This is a genomic window from Brevundimonas vitisensis (assembly GCF_016656965.1).
Taxonomy (GTDB): domain Bacteria; phylum Pseudomonadota; class Alphaproteobacteria; order Caulobacterales; family Caulobacteraceae; genus Brevundimonas; species Brevundimonas vitisensis.
In genome coordinates, this window is the sequence record NZ_CP067977.1 from 424,204 (window position 1) to 442,158 (window position 17,955).

Sequence of the window (17,955 nt, forward strand, 5' to 3'; positions counted from 1 at the left end):
TTGCGCCCGATTGTGCAATGCGGTGACAGTCAAACGCCTCTGATGGCCAAATCACCAGGGACAGGGACACGCATCCACGCCGACCGATGCGCGATCGGCCAGACCCCGTGCCGTCTGGCCCTCGGCCGGATGCACCCATTCGGGCGCGATCTGCGCCAGCGGGCCCATGACGAAGCGTCGCTGCGCGGCGCGCGGGTGAGGCAGGATCAGCCCGTCGAGATCGCCGACCAGGCGACCAAAGGCGATCAGGTCCAGGTCGAGCGTACGGGGTGCATTGAGAACCGATCTGCGACGACCGAAGGCGTCTTCGATCCGGCCGAGCGACCACATCAGGGCGTGGGGGTCGTGTGCGGTGCGGACCATGACCACCCCATTCAGGAACGGGGGCGCGGAAGGATCGGGCCATGCCGCCGAAGACCACCAGCTGGAACGCGCGATGACATCAATGCCTTCGGGACGAAATCGTGCGAGGGCGGCTTCAAGCAGCGCCCGCGCATCGGGCCAGGGCCCCTTGTCATTGCAGCCGAGGGCGACGAAGACGGCCTGATTCAGATCGATGTCCGAATCCTGTTCGATCGGCATCGAGCCTTCCATATTTGACGGATCACTGGTCATGCATTTTCATCCGACCGAACGGATCGCCCTGTTCATAGACGGAGCCAATCTGTATTCCGCCGCCCGCAGCCTGAACGCCGATCTGGACTTCCGAAAGCTGCTGGACACCTTCCGCCAAAAGGCCATTCTTGTCCGCGCCTTCTATTACACGGCGGTGATCGAGGGCGAAGAGTTCTCGGCGCTGAAGCCGCTGGTCGACTGGCTGGACTACAACGGCTTCACCGTTGTGACCAAGCCGGTCAAACGGTTCACCGATGCCCAGGGTCACACCAAGACCAAAGGCAATATGGATATCGAGCTGGCTGTCGACATGCTGGAGTTTGCGCCCCACGTCGACCACATGGTGCTGTTCTCGGGCGATGGGGATTTTCGGCGCCTGGTCCAGGCCATCCAGGCCAAGGGCGTGCGCGTCACCGTGATCTCTACCACTCGCACTCAACCGCCCCAGATCGCAGACGAACTGCGGCGACAGGCTGACGTCTTTGTCGAGTTGAATGACCTTCTGCCCGACATCAGCCGTCCACGTCCGGCACCGGCCGCGCCATCGGCACGAAACTTTGAAATCGAGCGCCCGGCATGACGCCTGAACCGCCCCACGATTGTCCGCTGTGCCCGCGCCTGGTGGCCTACCGGGCGGAGAATGCCCGCCAGCACCCTGACTGGTTCAATGGCCCCGCCCCTTCGTTCGGTGATCCGGACGCGCGTCTGCTGGTTGCCGGTCTGGCTCCCGGACGGACCGGTGCCAACCGGACCGGACGCCCCTTCACCGGCGACCATGCCGGAATGCTCTTGTACGAAACCTTGAAGGCCACGGGCTTTGCGCGGGGAAGCTATGAGGCCCGGCCTGATGACGATCTGGCACTGATCGACTGCATGGTCACCAACGCCGTTCGCTGTGCCCCGCCAGGAAACAAGCCGCTGCCGGTCGAGGAAGCGACGTGCCGACCGTTCCTCAAAGCCCGGATCGCTGCGCTCCCGCGGCTGAAGGTCATTGTCACGCTGGGCGATGTATCGCGCCGCAATGTTCTGAAAACCCTGGGATTTGCAGGCTCGGCTGCACCGCCCGGTCATGGCGTGGAGGCGCGCGTCGGCGACTATGTCCTGCTGAACAGCTATCACTGTTCGCGCCTGAACACGAACACAGGCCGCCTGACGCCGACGATGTTCCGCGAGATATTCGAGCGTGCGCGAGTCCTGATCGAAGGCTGAGCCCGGGGCGGCGTGGCTCTCGTGCCACACGAATCAGAGGCTGGATTTTTGTCCGCGATTCCCCCGGAACCGCCCCGGTTCGTCCGTGTTGATCGGACGGATGGAGGCTGTCATGCGCAACTCGAACAACGTGTTTTCGGCAGGCGAACGCAAGGTCGCGGTCTATGCCCTGATCGGGGCCCTGGCCCTGGCGGCCGGCGGGGTCGCCATGGACCGGTTCGCCGGGCCATCGCTGGGCATCTATGGCCAGGAGTTCTCGATGACGGCACCCGGCGGCGTGCTGGAAGCCCAGCCGGTCAGCTGATTTTTCAGCCCTTGTCGCGCATCAGGCGGGCCTTGTCCCGTTGCCAGTCGCGTTCGGCGGTCGCTTCGCGCTTGTCGTGATTCTTCTTGCCCTTGGCCAGGGCGATCTCGATCTTGGCCTTGCCGGCCTCATTCAAGTAAAGGCGCACGGGAATAATAGTCTGGCCGTCGCGCTGAACGGCACCGATCAGGCGGTCGATCTGCTTTCTGTGCAACAGCAGCTTACGCGGTCGCCGCGCTTCGTGATTGAAGCGGTTTGCCTGTTTGTAGGGCGGAATATCGGCATTGATCAGGACGATCTCGCGCCCCTCCACCGCCGCATAACTCTCGGCAATGTTCGCCCTGCCGTCACGCAGGGCCTTGATCTCGGTGCCCATCAGCACGAGGCCGGCCTCGACATTGTCCTGCAGGAAATAGTCGAAGCGGGCCCGGCGGTTTTCGGCGATGGTCCTGGGTTTGGAAGCGGCTGCAGCCATCAGACGATCCCTGCGTCGCTCATCGCGCGATCGATGTGCGGCCGGGCCGACGCGGCGGTCGGTGCCAGTGGCAGGCGCACGTCCTCTGCGCACAGGCCCAGTTTCGAAAGCGCGTATTTGGTCGGCGAGGGGGAGTTGTCCAGGAATAGCGCCTTGTGCAGGGCAATCAGCCGATCCTGCCAGAGACGAGCGGTCTCCAGATCGCCCGCCATCACCGCATCATAGAGCGCCACCATGCCCTCTGGGGCGACATTCGACGTCACCGAAATGACGCCGTGGCCACCATGAGCCAGATACCCCAGGAAACTGCCGTCATCCCCCGAAATCAGGTCGAACTGACGGGCGATGTTCGCTCGCATCCAGCTGACCCTGGTCATGTCACCCGTGGCGTCCTTGATTCCGACGACGTTCGGGTGTGCAGCCAGGCGCGCCGCCGTCTCGTTGGCCAGATCGACACCGGTCCGACCGGGCACATTGTAAAGCAGCACCGGCAGCTGCACGGCGTCCGCAATCGCCTCATAGTGCAGGGCCAGACCCTCCTGCGAGGGCCGGTTGTAATAGGGGGTGACGACCAAGGCACCATCCGCACCCACGGCCTTGGCATGGCGCACCATGTCGATGGCCTTGTCGGTTGCCGATGCCCCGGCCCCGGCGATGACCCGAATCCGGCCCGCCGCAATGCGCACACACTGCTCGACCACGGCCTGATGCTCCTGCGGGTGCAGGGTCGCGCTCTCGCCCGTCGTCCCCACGGGCACGACGCCGTGAACCCCCGCCGCGATTTGGCGTTCCAGCAGGCGCTCGAATGCGGCCGTGTCCACGTTTCCGTCACGAAGTGGTGTGATCAGAGCGGTGATCACGCCCTTGAACAAGGGGGCGGTCATGGGGACGATGGTCCTTGAGTGGGGATGACGGCGACGGGCGCCTGAAACGAAGCGACAGAGGGTAGGTTGCCGGCCGCGACGCCGCAACCGGCTGATATGGGGTTTGGACAGACGATGCTTGTGACTTCCCTGGCGGCCGCTCTGGCGGTGCTCGCGCCCAATCCCGAAATCGTGCGCGAAATCAGCCTTTCCCCCGCCCAGGTAGCGGCCCAGGACGGACGCCTGACGGAACAGGACCGGGCCTTGTTGGCCCAGGGTCTGACCGCCGCTCGCGCCCGCGACATCGTCGGCGCGCGCGATATCGTGGCACAGATCGCTGATCCCACCGCGCGGAAGGTGGTCGAGTGGGCGCTGCTGGATACGGCTGCCGAACAGATGTCATGGAGCGAACTGGCGGCGGCTGACGTGACGTTCCGCGGCTGGCCCCGCAGCGATAGCCGCCGGATGGCAACCGAACGGGCCCTGGACCGGGCGATGGCTGGCCCGGACGCAGCCCTCAGCTTTTTTTCAGGCACTGCGCCCACCACGACCGAGGGCACCCTGGCCTTGGCGGACGCTCTGGATCAGCGCGGCCGGTCGGCTGAAGCTGCGACACTCGTTCGGGATTGGTGGCGGACTCAGTCTTTCGACGCGGCGCTGCAGAGCCGGTTCCTGAACCGCTGGGGTGCGGTGCTGACCACGGCGGACCACGATGCCCGTCTGAGCATGCTGCTGTTGGGCCCTCACGGTCCGGCGACCCGCGCCATGGTCGGACTGGCGTCAGCCGATGCACAGGCGGCGGCCAGCGCAGCCTTCAGCCTGCGCACCGCCTACAGTCCCGATGCGATTGTGGCCGGCCTTTCACCCAGTCAGGCCATGCATCCGGCGGTTGTGACCGAGCGTGTGCGCATTCTTCGGGCATCGGGTCGTGAGCAGGAAGGTTTCTCCTTGCTGGCCGCCCTGCCTGGCGCCCCCTCTCATGCCGAGGGTCAGAAGACGCTGTGGGACGAACGGCGCAACTATTTCCTTGATGCCCTGGAGGTCGGCAACTGGCAGGCCGCTTATGACGCCATGGCCGGTCACGGTTTTCCGTCTGGCGAGCGCAAGGTCGATGCAGAGTTTTTCGCGGGGTGGGTTGCCCTCACCAAGCTGAATGATCCGGCGACAGCGCGCGAGCATTTCGAGACGCTGCGCCTGTCGTCGTCGACCCCCATCACCCAGGGTCGCGCCTTCTACTGGCTGGGCCGGGCCGAGGAAGCGCAGGGCAATATGGCCGGGGCGCGGGACCTGTATCTGGCCGGCAGTCGCCATATTCAGACCTTCTACGGGCAGCTGGCGGCCGAGAAGGCCGGCATGACGACTCTGACTCTCCCGCCCGAACCCGTCGTGACCCAGACGGATATCGCCGCCTTCGAGGCCGACGAGCGCGTCCGTGCGACACGGATCCTGGGTGACGCTGGCGAGATGGGACTGCTGCGCGTGTTCGCCTACCACATTGACGATGAGCTGCCGACGATCACCGATCTGGCACAGCTCATCGACCTGGTGCGGGGATATGGGGACCAGTTCGGTTCGATGATGGTCGGTCGCGCAGCGAGCCAGCGCGGCTGGATCCTGCCCGAGCGCCAGTATCCGCTGCGTCTGCCGCCGGTTGTCGCCGGGGCTGCCCCCGTGGAGTTCAGCCTGGCCATTACGCGTCAGGAGTCCAGTTTCGATCCTCGTGCCCGGTCCAGCGCGGACGCTCGCGGCATGATGCAGTTTCTGCCGTCGACGGCTGCGGGTGTGGCGCGGCGCCTCGGGATGCCCTACTCGGCCGACCGTCTGTGGGACCCCGACTACAACATGACGCTTGGCAGCTATCACCTGGGCGAGCTCATGAGCCAGTTCGGAGGCTCAATGCTGTTGACGACGATCGGCTACAATGCAGGCCCAGCACGGCCCCCTCAGTGGGTCGTTCGGTGCGGTGACCCTCGCGGTGCCCAGGTCGATCCGATCGACTTCATCGAATGTGCGCCCTTCACTGAAACGCGTAACTATATGATGCGCGTGATGGAAAACATGTCTGTCTATCGGGCTCGGCTCAACGGGGGCTCTGCCCCCCTGACGCTGTCGAACGATCTGGCACGCGGTGCGGCGGCAGGACCGGTGCCCTATTATTCGCAATAAGGCAGGATCGAAAGCGTAGGCCCCCCTTCAGACTTCAGCCACTGGCCGGCGATGCCGAACACCGACCTGAGAACGCGGTCGGACAGCGCCTCACTGGGCACGGCATCTGCAACGACCCGTCCACGATCCAGCACGATTATTCGGTCAGCATGGCGGGCGGCCAGGGTCAGATCGTGGAGACTGACCAGCACGCCGCGCCCACGGTTCGCGTAGGACCTCAAACGACCCATGACCAACAGCTGCGCGGCGGGGTCCAGGCCGGCGACCGGCTCGTCCGCCAGCAGCAGCGGCGCGTCGGCCACGAGGGCCCGGGCCAGCAGCACGCGCGCCCTTTCCCCGCCCGACATGTCGGCCACACCCCGATCGGCCAGGTCACCTGCATGGACCTGATCCAGCGCCGCCCGCGCCCGCGCGAGACTCTCCGGTCCAGCCAGGAAAGGAGCCCCCAGGGCGGCAATCTCGATCGCGGGCATGTTCCAGGCGATATGCCGCTCCTGCGGCAGATAGGCCGCGCGCAGGGCCCGGGCTTGAGGGCCTAGCTCCCCCACGAGGTCCCCTCCCAGCCGCGCCTCGCCCGCCATCGTCGGGATGAGGCCCAGAGCCAAACGCAGTACGCTGGTCTTGCCTGCCCCATTGGGGCCGCACAGGGCTACCAGCTCGCCGGCCCGGACGGTCAGATCGACATCGGTCAGCACGGGCCGAGGTCCCAGCCTGGCAGATACGCCGTTCAGCGCCAACAGACTCATGACCGCCATTCCCGCGCGGCCCGCCAGGCAATCGCGCCGAACAGGGGCGCACCGACCAGGGCCGTGAACACTCCGAGCTTGAGCTCCTGATCCGTCGGGGTGACCCGCGCAAACACATCGGCCAGCACCAGCATCAGGCCACCGGCCATGGCGGACGGAACGAGCAATCGCCCTGGATCCCCCCTGACCCATGTTCGCACCAGGTGCGGGGCCGCCAGGCCCACAAAGCCGATCACGCCGGCTACGGCGACCGCTGCGCCAGCGGCGACGACCGAGGCGATCAGGGCCAGCAGCCGAAGGCGGCCCATCGGCAGACCCGACGTCGCTGCGGTTTCATCGCCCAGCGCCAACATCCTCAATCCCGGCGCAGAAGCGAGAGCCAGCCACCCGGCCAGGATCAATGCCGGTACAACCCACGCCACATCGATCCAGCTGCGGTTCTGCACCGATCCCAGAAGCCAGCTCATGACCTCCGCTGAGGCGATCGGCGAAGGCGACAGGTTGAAGATCAAGGCGGTGGCGGCACCAGCGAAACTGGACAGGGCCACGCCGAACAGGATCAGCGCTTCGGGTGATCTCGCGCAGCGGGCGAACAGGATCAGCAGGGCCCCTGCCCCCGCTGCGCCCAGCAGGGCCGAAGACTCTACCGCGCCGGGTATGGCCGCCAACCCAAGCACGATTGCCGAGGCGGCAGCCAGCGCTGCCGAGGCCGATACGCCCAGCACACCCGGTTCGGCGAGAGGATTGCGCAGAAGCCCCTGCATGACCGCGCCGGCCAGCCCCAGAGCGGCACCGACTGCCAAGGCGCAGACGGCCCGGGGGGCTCGCACCTGCCAAAGCACGGTGGCAGGGCCTGACGACGGATCAAGAAAAGCCTGTGACCACTGTGACGGGGCCAGGACCGTCTCTCCGATGGCTACGGCAAGGACGAGGGCCAGCAGGATAAGCCCCGCCAGGAGGGTACGAAGCTTCGAGGGGCCCACCATCATCGGGCATCGGCCAGGATCGCGGCTGCGTCGGCGGCGAACCAGGCCGGGCAGCTCAGAGCCGCAGCGGGAAGTCGCGCGGCGGTCCGACCTTCGGCCGCCCGACGAACTACGGGGTGCCGGCCGGGCCCTCTCCAATCGGATCGGATCTGATCGAAGAAACCCAGGACAAAGAGGCTGGGCGGCTGCAGAGCAATCCGCTCAACGCTGACCGCTGCAAATCCCGGCGACGCCGCAAGGTTGGCATAGCCCGCAGCCGCGAGGATTGCGCCGATCAGTGTCCCCGGCCCCGCCGTAAAGCCTCCTGCCGTGAGATAGAGGGCGGAGCCTTTGGGTCGGGGGGCTATGCGGCTCAACTGTTGATCGAAGCGCGCGACCATGGCCCTGCCACGGCTCGCTTGACCCAGCCCTTCCGAGACGGTGCGAACCACGTCCCGAACCGCGTTCAGGTCTGCGGCGTCGCGAATGGTCACAACCCTTGTGCCACGCCGCTCGAGGGCGGCCAGCAGGCGGGGTTCGCCGCCCCAGTAGCGAACGACGACATCGGGCTGAAACCCAACGGCGGCCTCCAGCGTCGGGCGGATGCGCCGACGTCCCGCAGCTGCGTCCTTCATCCAGGAATCGGCATCATCGGCACGAGGCGACAGGGCCAGGTCCGCGTCGGGTGCAAGGGCCAGCACATACTGGTCAGCGCATTGGTCCAGCGACATCACCCGGAGCGGACGCGCCTCTGCCTGACCAGCGAACGCCAGGACAAACGCAGCCGCCGCGACCGACTTGAGCCGCCTCACGGCTTCAGAAGGCCGGCGAAAAGCGCGTCCAGCGTCGTGCGCGTGAGGGCCTCGGGCGAAACCCAGTTGAAATAGGGTTTGGTGATCATCAGGGACACCACCCCGTGTGCGCCGGCCCACAGAGCCTGAGCGGCCGCACGAGGATCGCCGTTCAGACGCCCCGAAGCTGCCACCTCGGCGACGACGGCTTCAAATGACCGGAACAGGTCGCTGCCCAGTTCCTGTGCGGCGGACTGGGCACCGTCGCGCGCTTCGATCGGGCGGGTCAGATAGATCAATCGATAGGCATTGGGGTTTTCAAACCCGAACGCCACATACCGGTCGAGCATCAGACGCATACGAACTTCGGGCGGCGCGTCAGCGGCCAGAATATCGCGATGGGTCTCGGTCAGAGTCGCGAAAGCGTTGCTGCAGATTTCGTGCAGGATCTCGCTCTTTTCCGAGAAATGCATGTACAGCGCGGTGGACGACAGCCCCACCTCGTCAGCGATCTTGCGGATCGTTGCGCCTTCGTAGCCATGGTCGACAAAGATGCGTTCCGCGGCCGCGAGGATTTCGGCACGGCGGGCATGCCCCTCGCCTTTGGGCTTTCGTGCTGAACGGACAGGCTGAATCGATGCGCCGGACAAACCGCGACTCCAAATGGGTCGCTATTCCTTAGCGACATTGAGGCTATCAAGCCAACGCCTTGCCCTTCCCGCCCAGCTGACTTAGCCGTTTCGCCATGGTGGGGGCAGACAGCGACGATCGATCCGGTCGCCAGCAGGCGTTGACCGTGGCCGGCCCCCCATGGGCCGAAAGCGCTGCTATGCGCCTGCCGACGTGGGGCCAGGTCCTGGCGATCGTGGTCATCGCGGCCAGCGGATTGTGGATTGCGCAGACCGAGAGCGGTCCGGCCAAGAGCGCATTGGCTTTGAGCATCCCTGTAATATTCCTGCTCTGGGCCTTCTGGCGTCTGGCCCTGGTGCTGTTGAGCGAGCGCCGCCCGCAACCTGTGCCGCCTCCCGCACAATGGCCACGGTACACCGTCGTCGCGGCTCTCTACGACGAGCAGGAGGTCATTCCACAACTGATCGAGCGCCTCAGCCGGATCGACTATCCTCAGGATCGGCTCGAAGGCTTTTTGGCCTTGGAGGCCCACGACAACGACACCTTCCGGGCTGCGATGGCGGTGGAGCGCCCAGCCTGGCTGCAAATTCTGATCGTCCCGCCAGGCAGGCCGCAGACGAAGCCGCGCGCCCTGAACCATGCCTTGGCCCGCGCAACCGGCGATCTGATCTGCGTCTATGACGCCGAGGACGATCCCGATCCCCTGCAGCTGCGCGAAGCAGCCGCCCGCTTCGCATCTGACAGGAATGCCAGACTGGCCTGTCTGCAAGCCCCATTGCGGATCCGCAGGCGTCACGCCGCGCATGACGCGTCGCCCTTCTTCGACCGGCAGTTCGCGATTGAGTATGCCGCCCTGTTCGAAGTGGTCATACCGGCGATGGCGCGCCTCGGCTTTCCCTTCCCCCTGGGAGGCACAAGCAATCATTTTCGCGTCGATGTTCTCAGGCAAATGGGCGGTTGGGACCCGTGGAACGTCACCGAGGACGCAGACCTGGGCTTCCGTCTCTGGCGGCACGGCTATCGGCTGGGTGCCATTGAACGGCCCACCTATGAAGCACCGCCCGGAGGCATCGAACACTGGCTTCCGCAGCGCTGCCGCTGGCTCAAGGGATATCTGCAAACCTTTGGCGTGCACTCTCGGGACCCGTTCGGGCTGGGGGTCAGGGGTGGCATTGCTCTGATCACGACCTTGGGGGCGTCCCTGATCGCGGCAGCGGCGCACGGCCCTTCTCTGGCCTGGGTCATTGTGGCTTTGGTCACGGCTGCGGATGCGCGCATCACTCCGGCCATGCCCTTGGCTGCGGTGAGCGCGCTGATCCTTGGGGCAGCCTCGGCATGGTTGTCGGGCGCGATCGGTGCGCGAAGAGCCGGCGTCCCTTACGGCATTCGCGACATGCTGGCTTCGCCGGCCTATTGGGCCCTGCTCAGCCTGGCCTTCGTCCACGCGGCGTGGCGCCTGATTACCGAACCCTTCACCTGGGACAAGACGGCGCACCACCCCGACCCGGTCGAGGCCGCTGAAGCCGCCACGACCGCATCCGACGACCTCGACGCTGGACGCAGGGCGGCATGAGCGCCTATCAGCCCCGCATGGCCCCTGTCCTGTCTCCCGTGCCCGAAACCCTGATCACCCGCAGTTGGCCCGACTATGCCCTGCTGGACTCCGGAAACGGCCGAAAGCTGGAGCGGTACGGACGCTTCACCGTGGTCCGGCCAGAGCCGCAGTGTTTCTGGGCACCGCGCGATCCCTCGGCATTCGCAGCAGCAGATGCCGTCTTTGATCCCGAGGACGAAGACGAAGCCGGTCGATGGCGGTTCGCAAAGGGTCCGATCGACACCTTTCCTCTGGCCTGGAACGAGGTGCGGTTCACCAGCCGGTTCACGCCCTTCCGCCACCTGGCCTTCTTCCCCGAGCAGGCCGCGAACTGGGTCTGGCTGGATCGCAGAGTGCGATCCCTGCGCAAGCCCCGCATCCTGAACCTGTTCGGCTACACCGGGGTCGCATCCCTCGCCTGCGCCGCGGCGGGTGCCGAGGTCACCCATGTCGATGCGTCCAAAAAGTCGGTCAACTGGGCACGAGACAATGCGGAGCTTTCGGGCCTGTCGGACAAGCCGATCCGATGGATTGTCGAGGATGCCCGAAAATATGTGGCGCGCGAGGTCCGCAGAGGGGCGAAATACCACGGGGTGATCCTCGACCCGCCGAAATACGGGCGGGGTCCGACCGGGGAGGTTTGGCGACTGTTTGAGGACCTGCCGGGTCTGGTCAGGGACTGTGCAGCGCTGCTGGGCGAGGACGCTTCTTTCCTGCTGCTCAATGCCTATGCCGCCCGGGTGTCTGGGCTATCGCTGGCGCACATGACCGCTGATGCCATGCAGGATCGCGGCGGCCGGATCGACTGGGGAGAACTGGCCCTGGCCGAGGACGGGTCCGATGGCCGCTCGATCGGCCTGTCCTTCTTTGCGCGATGGAGCGCCACGTGACCGAGCGCGTCATCACCTCCCTGACCAATGACACGGTCAAGTCGGTCCGCGCCCTGCACATGCGCAAGGAGCGTGAGACCACGGGCCGTTTCCTCGCTGAAGGCTTGAAGTTCATCGGCGAGGCGCTGGACCAGGGCCGGAGCCCAAAGCTGCTGATGGTGGGGCTGGAGGCGCGGCCCCATGCCATTCTGGATCGAGCAATCACAGCCACGCTTCGGGACGGCGGCGAAGTCGTCACCGTCACCCATCCGATCCTGGAAAAGATCAGCCGCCGGGACAATCCACAGACGGTCCTGGGGGTGTTCGACCAGGTCTATACCCCCCTGGCCAATATCCGCCCCTCCAGTGCCCCTGCCTGGGTTGCGCTGGAACAGGTGCGAGACCCCGGCAACCTCGGAACCATCATCCGCACGGCGGACGCAGCGGGATGCGGCGGCGTGATTCTGATCGGGGACTGCGTTGATCCCTATTCGGTGGAGGCTGTGCGGGCGACGATGGGGTCCGTCTTTGCCGTCGCGATCGCCCGTGCGACGGCCGCAGAATTCCTGGCCTGGAGACAGACCTGGCCCGGCAATGTGGTCGGCACCAGGCTCGATGCGGCGGTCGGCTACCGCGATGCCTCGATTCAGTCCCCCGCGCTGATTCTGATGGGAAATGAGCAGGCGGGCCTGACCGATACCCTGGCCGCCGCCTGTGACGTCAACGTCAAGATCCCGATGCGAGGCCGCGCCGACAGCCTGAATCTGGCGATCGCCACGGGCGTCATGGTCTATGCGGTGACCGACGCGTCGTAGGCGATTTCAGTTCAACCGCGATGTCGGGAAAGTCTGGCGGAGACGCAGGGATTCGAACCCTGGGTACCCCTTACAGGGTACGACGATTTAGCAAACCGTTGCCTTAAGCCACTCGGCCACGTCTCCAGCAGGCGCCGTCGATAGCGGAGCCTGAGACGAGGCGCAACCGGCTCTGGGCCGGCTCGTGAAAATCTCGCCCGTTAACGCGACATAGACCCCGCGGTGTGCAGGATCAGTCCGTCCGATCCCAGCGCGATGCCCGATGTCCCAACCCGCCAACCTTGCCCTGTCGACGTCGTCGCCCCGACGTGACCCCAAGGCTGAGCCGCTGGGCGTTTCCGATTTGCAGGCGCTGGCGGCCGGTGCTGCGAAAGGCGCGAGGAAGGGTGCGGCTCGGCGTGGCCCCTTCCGGCCTGAGGTCTGGCTCAATGCACGCGAGCGGCACGCCTCTCGCCTGGCCCCCCACTATTTCCGCGCCATCGATGTGTTGGCCGTCACCGCCGTCACCCTGTTGTGTGCCTGGGCCATCTCACCGCAAGGCTTGCCGCGAGCCGAGCTGTCGCTGGTTCTGCCCCTGTTCGCCGGCGCCGCGCTGGTTCTGGGGCTGCTTCGGTCTCTGGGCCTCTATCGGTTTGCCAAGGGCCAGGGCGGCGTCCTTCACCTGATCGCCGTGGCGGGCGTCATGGGCGTGTCCGGGGCTGCGACTGCCCTGCTCGGCTGGATGCTGCGGGGATCGCAGGCGACCTGGTCGGCTTACATCGTGTGGACCGGCCTCGTGCTGATCACCCTCTATGGCTTGCACATCGCCTGGGGCGACATTGTCGCCCGCTGGCGTCGATCCGGAGCGCTGACGCCGAACGTCGTCCTCGTCGGGGCAACGCGGCACGCCGAGGCGCTGATTCGGGAAGCCCTGAAGCGACGCGACATCAATGTCCTGGGCATCTTTGACGATCGGCTGGCCCGATCGCCTTCGGCCATCGAAGGCGTGCCCGTGCTGGGCACAGCCGAAGACCTGCTGACCCATCCGATGACACCCTTTGTCGATCGTGTGGTCCTGGCCATCGATCCGAAGGCCGATTCCCGGCTCCGCGATCTGTCGCGGCGCCTGACCGCCCTGCCCAATGAAGTGACCCTTCTGGTCGATCCAGAAGGGGCCGAGGAACAGGCCAGTGCGCTGGACCGCCTGGCGCTAGCCCCCCTCGCCGCCCTGGAAGGACCGTTCGATGCAGACCGACGCGCCTTCAACAAGCGCATCCAGGATCTGGTCTTGGGATCAGTTGCGCTGGTCGCACTTTCGCCGGTGATGGCGCTGATCGCCCTGGCCGTGAAACTGGACAGCCCGGGTCCAATCTTCTTCCGCCAGCGTCGGCATGGCTTCAATCACGAAGAAATCGTGGTGTGGAAATTCCGCTCGATGCGGCACGAGGCGGCGGATGCGACGGCTTCGCGTCAGGTCACCCACGACGACGACCGGATCACCCGGGTCGGCAGATTGCTGCGCTCCACCAGTTTGGATGAACTGCCTCAACTGCTGAATGTCCTCACCGGCGAGATGTCGCTGGTGGGGCCCCGGCCGCACGCCATCGGCATGAAGACGGGACAGATCGAATCGTCCCGCCTGGTAGCAGACTATGCCCAGCGACACCGGATCAAGCCGGGTATGACCGGCTGGGCAGCGATCCACGGGTCGCGCGGTCCCCTGCACTCGGCTCAGGATGTCCGCCGCCGCGTCCGACTGGATGTCGAATATGTGGAGCGTCAGTCGCTGTGGCTGGACCTGTGGGTCATGGCCGTGACTGTCCCTGTTCTGCTGGGCGACCGCGCGGCGGTTCGCTGATGTTCTGGCGCGGCGTCTGGGGCTATCTGCCCGCCAACATCGTGCAGGGCGTGGTCGGCTTCCTGGCCATCGTAATTTTCACCCGCCTGCTCAGCGCCGAGGAATTCGGTCGCTACGCCATCGCCTTTTCGGTCTTCAGCCTGGTCCATGTGGCCATGTTCACCTGGATGGAGGCGGCCATGGCGCGCTTCTGGGCCGTGGAGTCGCGCGATCCCACCGCCACGGCTGCAATGTTCGCCAGCCTGTATCGTGTGGTGTTCGGCCTCAGCGTGGTCTTCATTCCCGTCGCCGCCCTGGCTCTGTGGGTCTGGCCCATGGGAGCTCTGTTCAAGGCGGCCATTGCGGCGGGGTTGTTCGGTGTGCCTGCTCGCTGTGTCGCGCGGCTGATCCAGGAGCGCTATCGCGCCGCTGGCGAAGTGAGCAAGGCCGCCAATCTGGACATGAGCATGACGGCTGCGGGCCTGGTGCTTGGGGTGGCTTTCGCCTTCGCCGGAGCCGGCGGCGCGGCCCCGCTTCTGGGCCTGGGGATCGCGCCTCTGCTGGCCCTGCCCTTTACCCTGCGCGGCGAACTGGCGTTTGCGCGCGGTGGTCGCGTCGATCCCGTAAGGCTGAAGACCTATGCGCGTTATGGCTTCCCGATCGCAGCTTCTCTCGCCTTGACGCTTGTACTGACCTCGACGGACCGACTGCTCTTAGCCCTGTTTCTGGATGAGGCGTCGGTCGGGGCCTATCACGCCGCCTATTCTATCGCGAACCGAACCCTGGACGTGTTGTTCATCTGGCTGGGCGCTGCGGGGGGGCCGGCCCTGGTGATGGCGCTGGAGCACGGGGGGCCTGCCCGACTACGCGATGCAGCGCGTGAACAGGGCGAAACCTTCATGCTGGTCGGCCTGCCGGCCGCCGTGGGCGTGGCCCTGGTCGCGCGCCCCCTGGCCGAAGTCCTCATCGGCCAAGACCTGCGCGTCGCAGCCGCCGCGATCACGCCATGGATCGCGGCCAGCGCGCTCATGGCCGGCCTGAACGCCTATTATTTCGGTCAGGCCTTCACCCTCGGACGCCGCACCGAGCGGCTGCTGATCGCCATGTCCATCCCGGCGGTGGCGAATGTCATGCTGAACCTGCTGCTCATACCGCGCCTTGGCCTGCAAGGAGCAGCCATGGCCACGGCGCTCAGTTACGGCCTCGGCCTCGCGGCCTTCATCCTTCTGGGGCGACGTGTGCTTGTCCTGCCCATTCCCTGGGATGCGTTGATCCGCTGCAGTGTCGGTGCGGGCATCATGGCCCTTGTCGTGAACCGCCTGCCGCCACTGGGCGGCATACTGGAGCTGATGGTGGACGCTGCAGTCGGCGGCCTCGTTTTCGCCTGCGTTGCCATCACCCTGAATGCCGCCGGTGTGCGGGATGTCGCCGTCCGGCTGATCGCCCATGCCCGCACCCGGAGTGTCCCTGCATGACCCGCCCCGTCCTGACCGACAATGCCGCCTGGAAACGTGCCCGGCCTGCCGTATCGGTGCTGATCCCCTTCCTGCGCGATAACCCCACCGAGCTTCTGGCTTTGCTCGATGAGGAGGCCGCCTCCGTCTCCGGCGCGGTAGAGGTGGTGGTGATGGACGACGGCACCGGCGATGCCGTCCTGACCGACCAGTTGCGCGCGCAGATCCAGGGGATGGCCCTGCCCGCCCGCCTGATCACTCTGACCAAGAACGAAGGCCGGTCCAAGGGCCGAAATCGCCTGGCCAAGGCGGCTCGCGGTGGCAGCTATCTGTTTCTGGACAGCGACATGCGCCCCGATCATCGCCGGTTCCTGAAGGACTGGGCCGATCTGGTGGCGCGGGAGGACCCGGCGGTAGCCTTTGGCGGGTTTTCGCTGCTCCAGGCACCGGAAGACCGAAAGTTCCAGGTACACCGCGCCATGGCCAACAAGTCCGAATGTATCCCCTACATGGACCGGGCCAGGCAGCCGGAAAAATATGTGTACACATCCAATCTGCTGGTCCGGCGGGATGTCTTCGAGGCCGAAGCCTTCGACGCGTCCTTCACAGGCTGGGGCTGGGAGGACGTCGAATGGGCGATGCGGGTGTCGCGCCGTTTCACGGTCGTGCATCTGGACAATCCCGCCACCCACATGGGTCTGGACACAGTCGAGGCCCTGGCACGTAAATACGAACAGTCGGCGCCGAACTTCGCACGCGTCGTGGGGCGTCACCCCGACATCATCGCCGCCTATCCCAGCTACCGCGTGGCCAAGCTGCTGAGGCGGCTTCCGGGCCTGGACCGCATCCGTCCGTTGATGCGCCGAGCGGCCAGCATTGACTGGCTGCCGGTCACGGCGAGGGCGTTCTCGCTGCGGCTGTATCGCGCCGCCCTTTATGCCGAGGCGGTGCAATGACCGATGTCGCGGTCATCGTGCCTACCCTGCGACGCCCTTTCGACCTGGAGCGTGCGCTTCGCTCCCTGTTCGCGCAGAAGGATGTGGACGGGCGGCTTCGCGAAATCGTGGTGGTCGACAATGATCCGGCAGGATCAGCCAGAGCCGGCGTCGAGGCGCTGTCCAGCGCGTGCCCGGTTCCGCTGATCTACCGGCATGCCCCTCGCCCCGGTGTGGCGACGGCCCGCAATGCCGGCTTGGCGGCGACCGAGGCTCCGCTCATCGCATTCCTCGATGATGACGAGGCCGCTTTGCCCGGCTGGCTGGCCGCCCTGATCCGGGCCCAGATGTCGACCGAGGCCGATGTGGTCTTCGGCCCCATTGTCGGCAGGGTGCCTGAGGGTACCGGCTGGGCCCGCCCCTATCTGGAACGCTTCTTCGGTCGAGACGGTCCGGCTCACACGGGTCTGATCCCTGAACCTTACGGATGCGGCAATTCACTGATGGTGCGGGCGACGGCCCTGCCCGGCCTTGCCCCCTTCGACACCCGGGCCGATCATGCCGGGGGCGAAGACGACGCTCTTTTCGCTGCTCTGTCCGCCCGAAACGGACGGTTCGGCTGGGCCGCCGATGCTTGGGTCGAGGAGTATGCCCCGGCGCATCGTGCGACGCTGAAGTACGCCCTCACCCGCGCCTTCGCCTATGGACAGGGCCCCAGTCAGACAGCGGCGTCTGCTCAAGACTGGCCAGGGGTGGCGCGCTGGATGGCGATCGGGGCGGCACAGGCCATCATATGGGGTCTGGCCTCGGTCGCGCTGACGGCGTTCAACCGGCCGGCACGCGCCGAAACCTACGATCGCACCATGCGCGGTATCGGCAAGCTATTGTGGATGAAGGGGTTTGAACCCCACTTCTATGGATCGAACGAGATCGCGCGCCTGGACCGCGTCCAGAGGGCTTAGCCGCCCAACCGCTTCAGAAACGCGGGGGCACGATAGGTCGAGCGGTTTACGACCAATCCGGCAATCCGTCCCCCCACGGCCTCGACCTCGTCGCGCAATGCAGCGGATTCGCCTACGGCCGATTCCTCGCCCGCCACGACCAGGACCGTCGCGTCGACAAAGGGGGCGAGTGTGATGGCCAGGTCATTCCGGTCGGCCGCTGGCGCATCGATGACGATGCAGTCCGCATGCGCTCGCAGTGCGTCCCAATAGCGAGGGTCGGGTATAGCCTCGGCCCTCTGCCCTGACCGCAGCCTTTCGGTCGCAAACCGCGTCACCCACAGTCGGCCGCCGAGGCACGGCCGGGCCGACAACAGGCGCACGGCGGCAACGGGCTTGCCGTCACGCCCCGTCAGACGCGGACTGACCTCATAGAAGCAAGAGCCGTCCGGTGAGGCCTGGGCGGCGCTGCCCACCTGGCCGAAGCGATCGGGCGCGGCGGCGATGGCGTCCAGTTGCCCTTGTTGCGCCAGGTCGGCATCGATCAGCCATACCGGGCGACGCGCGCGGACGGCGGCAAGGCGGGCATATTCGCGGGCCACTGTCGAAACACCTTCGCCCGTGTTGGCTGCTGCAATCTGAATCACGCGTCCGCGATGGCCGGGCGCTGGTCCCAGCGCCGCCCACAGGCCGGCCATTTCGGATGTCAGATCGATCATCGAATCGGTACGCGCGCTTGAACTCACCCTCACGCTATCATGGCGCGA

The 17,955-nt window shown here is 66.1% G+C and carries 19 protein-coding genes and 1 tRNA gene; 11 read left to right on the forward strand and 9 right to left on the reverse strand.

Annotation, left to right across the window (positions count from 1 at the left end):
- Positions 1-51: 51 nt before the first annotated feature.
- Positions 52-615 (reverse strand): 2-amino-4-hydroxy-6-hydroxymethyldihydropteridine diphosphokinase, encoded by a 564-nt coding sequence (gene folK / locus JIP62_RS02070; RefSeq protein WP_230974824.1) that lies wholly within the window; start codon positions 613-615, stop codon positions 52-54.
- Here folK and JIP62_RS02075 point away from each other — a divergent pair.
- The 3 genes from JIP62_RS02075 (at position 614) to JIP62_RS02085 (ending at position 2,128) form a co-directional block, all read left to right on the forward strand.
- Positions 614-1,195, forward strand: a complete 582-nt coding sequence (locus JIP62_RS02075; RefSeq protein ID WP_201103299.1) for a LabA-like NYN domain-containing protein — start codon at positions 614-616, stop codon at positions 1,193-1,195. The genes folK and JIP62_RS02075 overlap by 2 nt on opposite strands.
- The gene (locus JIP62_RS02080) at positions 1,192-1,824 is read left to right on the forward strand and encodes a uracil-DNA glycosylase (RefSeq protein ID WP_201103300.1); all 633 of its coding nucleotides are present in this window, start codon (positions 1,192-1,194) and stop codon (positions 1,822-1,824) included. The genes JIP62_RS02075 and JIP62_RS02080 overlap by 4 nt, the downstream gene beginning before the upstream one ends.
- A gap of 112 nt (positions 1,825-1,936) precedes the next feature.
- Complete coding sequence (locus JIP62_RS02085; RefSeq protein ID WP_201103301.1) at positions 1,937-2,128, forward strand: hypothetical protein; 192 nt, start codon at positions 1,937-1,939, stop codon at positions 2,126-2,128.
- A gap of 4 nt (positions 2,129-2,132) precedes the next feature.
- On the opposite strand, the gene smpB is transcribed toward JIP62_RS02085, so the two are convergent.
- Both smpB and dapA read right to left on the reverse strand, forming a co-directional pair.
- Positions 2,133-2,603 carry an SsrA-binding protein SmpB gene (gene smpB / locus JIP62_RS02090; protein WP_201103302.1) on the reverse strand — a complete coding sequence of 157 codons (471 nt, stop codon included), beginning with the start codon at positions 2,601-2,603 and terminating at the stop codon, positions 2,133-2,135.
- Positions 2,603-3,487, reverse strand: a complete 885-nt coding sequence (gene dapA, locus JIP62_RS02095; RefSeq protein ID WP_201103303.1) for a 4-hydroxy-tetrahydrodipicolinate synthase — start codon at positions 3,485-3,487, stop codon at positions 2,603-2,605. The genes smpB and dapA overlap by 1 nt, the downstream gene beginning before the upstream one ends.
- A gap of 114 nt (positions 3,488-3,601) precedes the next feature.
- Between dapA and JIP62_RS02100 the strand changes: the two genes are divergently transcribed.
- Positions 3,602-5,632: a lytic transglycosylase domain-containing protein gene (locus JIP62_RS02100; RefSeq protein WP_201103304.1), complete on the forward strand. Its 2,031-nt coding sequence runs from the start codon at positions 3,602-3,604 to the stop codon at positions 5,630-5,632.
- On the opposite strand, the gene JIP62_RS02105 is transcribed toward JIP62_RS02100, so the two are convergent.
- From JIP62_RS02105 to JIP62_RS02120, 4 genes are read right to left on the reverse strand one after another with little or no spacing between them, the layout of a single operon-like run.
- Positions 5,620-6,378: an ABC transporter ATP-binding protein gene (locus tag JIP62_RS02105; protein ID WP_201103305.1), complete on the reverse strand. Its 759-nt coding sequence runs from the start codon at positions 6,376-6,378 to the stop codon at positions 5,620-5,622. The genes JIP62_RS02100 and JIP62_RS02105 overlap by 13 nt on opposite strands.
- Positions 6,375-7,367, reverse strand: a complete 993-nt coding sequence (locus JIP62_RS02110) for a FecCD family ABC transporter permease (protein ID WP_407932725.1) — start codon at positions 7,365-7,367, stop codon at positions 6,375-6,377. Before JIP62_RS02110 ends, JIP62_RS02105 begins: the two co-directional genes overlap by 4 nt.
- Positions 7,364-8,155 carry an ABC transporter substrate-binding protein gene (locus tag JIP62_RS02115; RefSeq protein WP_330999943.1) on the reverse strand — a complete coding sequence of 264 codons (792 nt, stop codon included), beginning with the start codon at positions 8,153-8,155 and terminating at the stop codon, positions 7,364-7,366. Before JIP62_RS02115 ends, JIP62_RS02110 begins: the two co-directional genes overlap by 4 nt.
- Complete coding sequence (locus JIP62_RS02120; protein WP_201103306.1) at positions 8,152-8,784, reverse strand: TetR/AcrR family transcriptional regulator; 633 nt, start codon at positions 8,782-8,784, stop codon at positions 8,152-8,154. The genes JIP62_RS02115 and JIP62_RS02120 overlap by 4 nt, the downstream gene beginning before the upstream one ends.
- A 179-nt stretch (positions 8,785-8,963) precedes the next feature.
- Between JIP62_RS02120 and JIP62_RS02125 the strand changes: the two genes are divergently transcribed.
- Genes JIP62_RS02125 through JIP62_RS02135 form a run of 3 tightly spaced genes read left to right on the forward strand, consistent with a single transcriptional unit; the run spans position 8,964 to position 12,042 of the window.
- Positions 8,964-10,337 carry a glycosyltransferase family 2 protein gene (locus JIP62_RS02125; protein ID WP_201103307.1) on the forward strand — a complete coding sequence of 458 codons (1,374 nt, stop codon included), beginning with the start codon at positions 8,964-8,966 and terminating at the stop codon, positions 10,335-10,337.
- Between the two features lie 17 nt (positions 10,338-10,354).
- Positions 10,355-11,248 carry a class I SAM-dependent methyltransferase gene (locus tag JIP62_RS02130; protein WP_201104501.1) on the forward strand — a complete coding sequence of 298 codons (894 nt, stop codon included), beginning with the start codon at positions 10,355-10,357 and terminating at the stop codon, positions 11,246-11,248.
- Positions 11,245-12,042, forward strand: a complete 798-nt coding sequence (locus tag JIP62_RS02135; RefSeq protein WP_230974825.1) for a TrmH family RNA methyltransferase — start codon at positions 11,245-11,247, stop codon at positions 12,040-12,042. The genes JIP62_RS02130 and JIP62_RS02135 overlap by 4 nt, the downstream gene beginning before the upstream one ends.
- 34 nt (positions 12,043-12,076) lie before the next feature.
- Here JIP62_RS02135 and JIP62_RS02140 read toward each other — a convergent pair.
- Positions 12,077-12,168 (reverse strand) — tRNA-Ser (locus tag JIP62_RS02140).
- A 136-nt stretch (positions 12,169-12,304) separates the two neighbouring features.
- Between JIP62_RS02140 and JIP62_RS02145 the strand changes: the two genes are divergently transcribed.
- From JIP62_RS02145 to JIP62_RS02160, 4 genes are read left to right on the forward strand one after another with little or no spacing between them, the layout of a single operon-like run.
- Positions 12,305-13,879, forward strand: a complete 1,575-nt coding sequence (locus JIP62_RS02145) for an exopolysaccharide biosynthesis polyprenyl glycosylphosphotransferase (RefSeq protein WP_201103309.1) — start codon at positions 12,305-12,307, stop codon at positions 13,877-13,879.
- Complete coding sequence (locus JIP62_RS02150) at positions 13,879-15,333, forward strand: oligosaccharide flippase family protein (protein WP_201103310.1); 1,455 nt, start codon at positions 13,879-13,881, stop codon at positions 15,331-15,333. Before JIP62_RS02145 ends, JIP62_RS02150 begins: the two co-directional genes overlap by 1 nt.
- Positions 15,330-16,268: a glycosyltransferase family 2 protein gene (locus JIP62_RS02155; RefSeq protein WP_201103311.1), complete on the forward strand. Its 939-nt coding sequence runs from the start codon at positions 15,330-15,332 to the stop codon at positions 16,266-16,268. Before JIP62_RS02150 ends, JIP62_RS02155 begins: the two co-directional genes overlap by 4 nt.
- Complete coding sequence (locus JIP62_RS02160; RefSeq protein WP_201103312.1) at positions 16,265-17,209, forward strand: glycosyltransferase family 2 protein; 945 nt, start codon at positions 16,265-16,267, stop codon at positions 17,207-17,209. The genes JIP62_RS02155 and JIP62_RS02160 overlap by 4 nt, the downstream gene beginning before the upstream one ends.
- Here the strand turns inward: JIP62_RS02160 and JIP62_RS02165 are convergent.
- Positions 17,206-17,907: a P-loop NTPase family protein gene (locus tag JIP62_RS02165; protein ID WP_201103313.1), complete on the reverse strand. Its 702-nt coding sequence runs from the start codon at positions 17,905-17,907 to the stop codon at positions 17,206-17,208. The genes JIP62_RS02160 and JIP62_RS02165 overlap by 4 nt on opposite strands.
- Positions 17,908-17,955 lie beyond the last annotated feature (48 nt).

What these genes read in the sequence shown, in the direction of transcription:
- folK (WP_230974824.1), bottom strand. Translation starts at nt 615, where the DNA reads ATGACCAGTGATCCGTCAAATATGGAAGGCTCGATGCCGATCGAACAG.
- dapA (WP_201103303.1), bottom strand. Translation starts at nt 3,487, where the DNA reads ATGACCGCCCCCTTGTTCAAGGGCGTGATCACCGCTCTGATCACACCA.
- JIP62_RS02110 (WP_407932725.1), bottom strand. Translation starts at nt 7,367, where the DNA reads ATGATGGTGGGCCCCTCGAAGCTTCGTACCCTCCTGGCGGGGCTTATC.
- JIP62_RS02080 (WP_201103300.1), top strand. Translation starts at nt 1,192, where the DNA reads ATGACGCCTGAACCGCCCCACGATTGTCCGCTGTGCCCGCGCCTGGTG.
- JIP62_RS02105 (WP_201103305.1), bottom strand. Translation starts at nt 6,378, where the DNA reads ATGAGTCTGTTGGCGCTGAACGGCGTATCTGCCAGGCTGGGACCTCGG.
- JIP62_RS02130 (WP_201104501.1), top strand. Translation starts at nt 10,355, where the DNA reads ATGGCCCCTGTCCTGTCTCCCGTGCCCGAAACCCTGATCACCCGCAGT.
- JIP62_RS02155 (WP_201103311.1), top strand. Translation starts at nt 15,330, where the DNA reads ATGACCCGCCCCGTCCTGACCGACAATGCCGCCTGGAAACGTGCCCGG.
- JIP62_RS02085 (WP_201103301.1), top strand. Translation starts at nt 1,937, where the DNA reads ATGCGCAACTCGAACAACGTGTTTTCGGCAGGCGAACGCAAGGTCGCG.
- JIP62_RS02145 (WP_201103309.1), top strand. Translation starts at nt 12,305, where the DNA reads ATGTCCCAACCCGCCAACCTTGCCCTGTCGACGTCGTCGCCCCGACGT.
- JIP62_RS02075 (WP_201103299.1), top strand. Translation starts at nt 614, where the DNA reads ATGCATTTTCATCCGACCGAACGGATCGCCCTGTTCATAGACGGAGCC.
- JIP62_RS02165 (WP_201103313.1), bottom strand. Translation starts at nt 17,907, where the DNA reads ATGATCGATCTGACATCCGAAATGGCCGGCCTGTGGGCGGCGCTGGGA.
- smpB (WP_201103302.1), bottom strand. Translation starts at nt 2,603, where the DNA reads ATGGCTGCAGCCGCTTCCAAACCCAGGACCATCGCCGAAAACCGCCGG.
- JIP62_RS02150 (WP_201103310.1), top strand. Translation starts at nt 13,879, where the DNA reads ATGTTCTGGCGCGGCGTCTGGGGCTATCTGCCCGCCAACATCGTGCAG.
- JIP62_RS02100 (WP_201103304.1), top strand. Translation starts at nt 3,602, where the DNA reads ATGCTTGTGACTTCCCTGGCGGCCGCTCTGGCGGTGCTCGCGCCCAAT.
- JIP62_RS02160 (WP_201103312.1), top strand. Translation starts at nt 16,265, where the DNA reads ATGACCGATGTCGCGGTCATCGTGCCTACCCTGCGACGCCCTTTCGAC.
- JIP62_RS02125 (WP_201103307.1), top strand. Translation starts at nt 8,964, where the DNA reads ATGCGCCTGCCGACGTGGGGCCAGGTCCTGGCGATCGTGGTCATCGCG.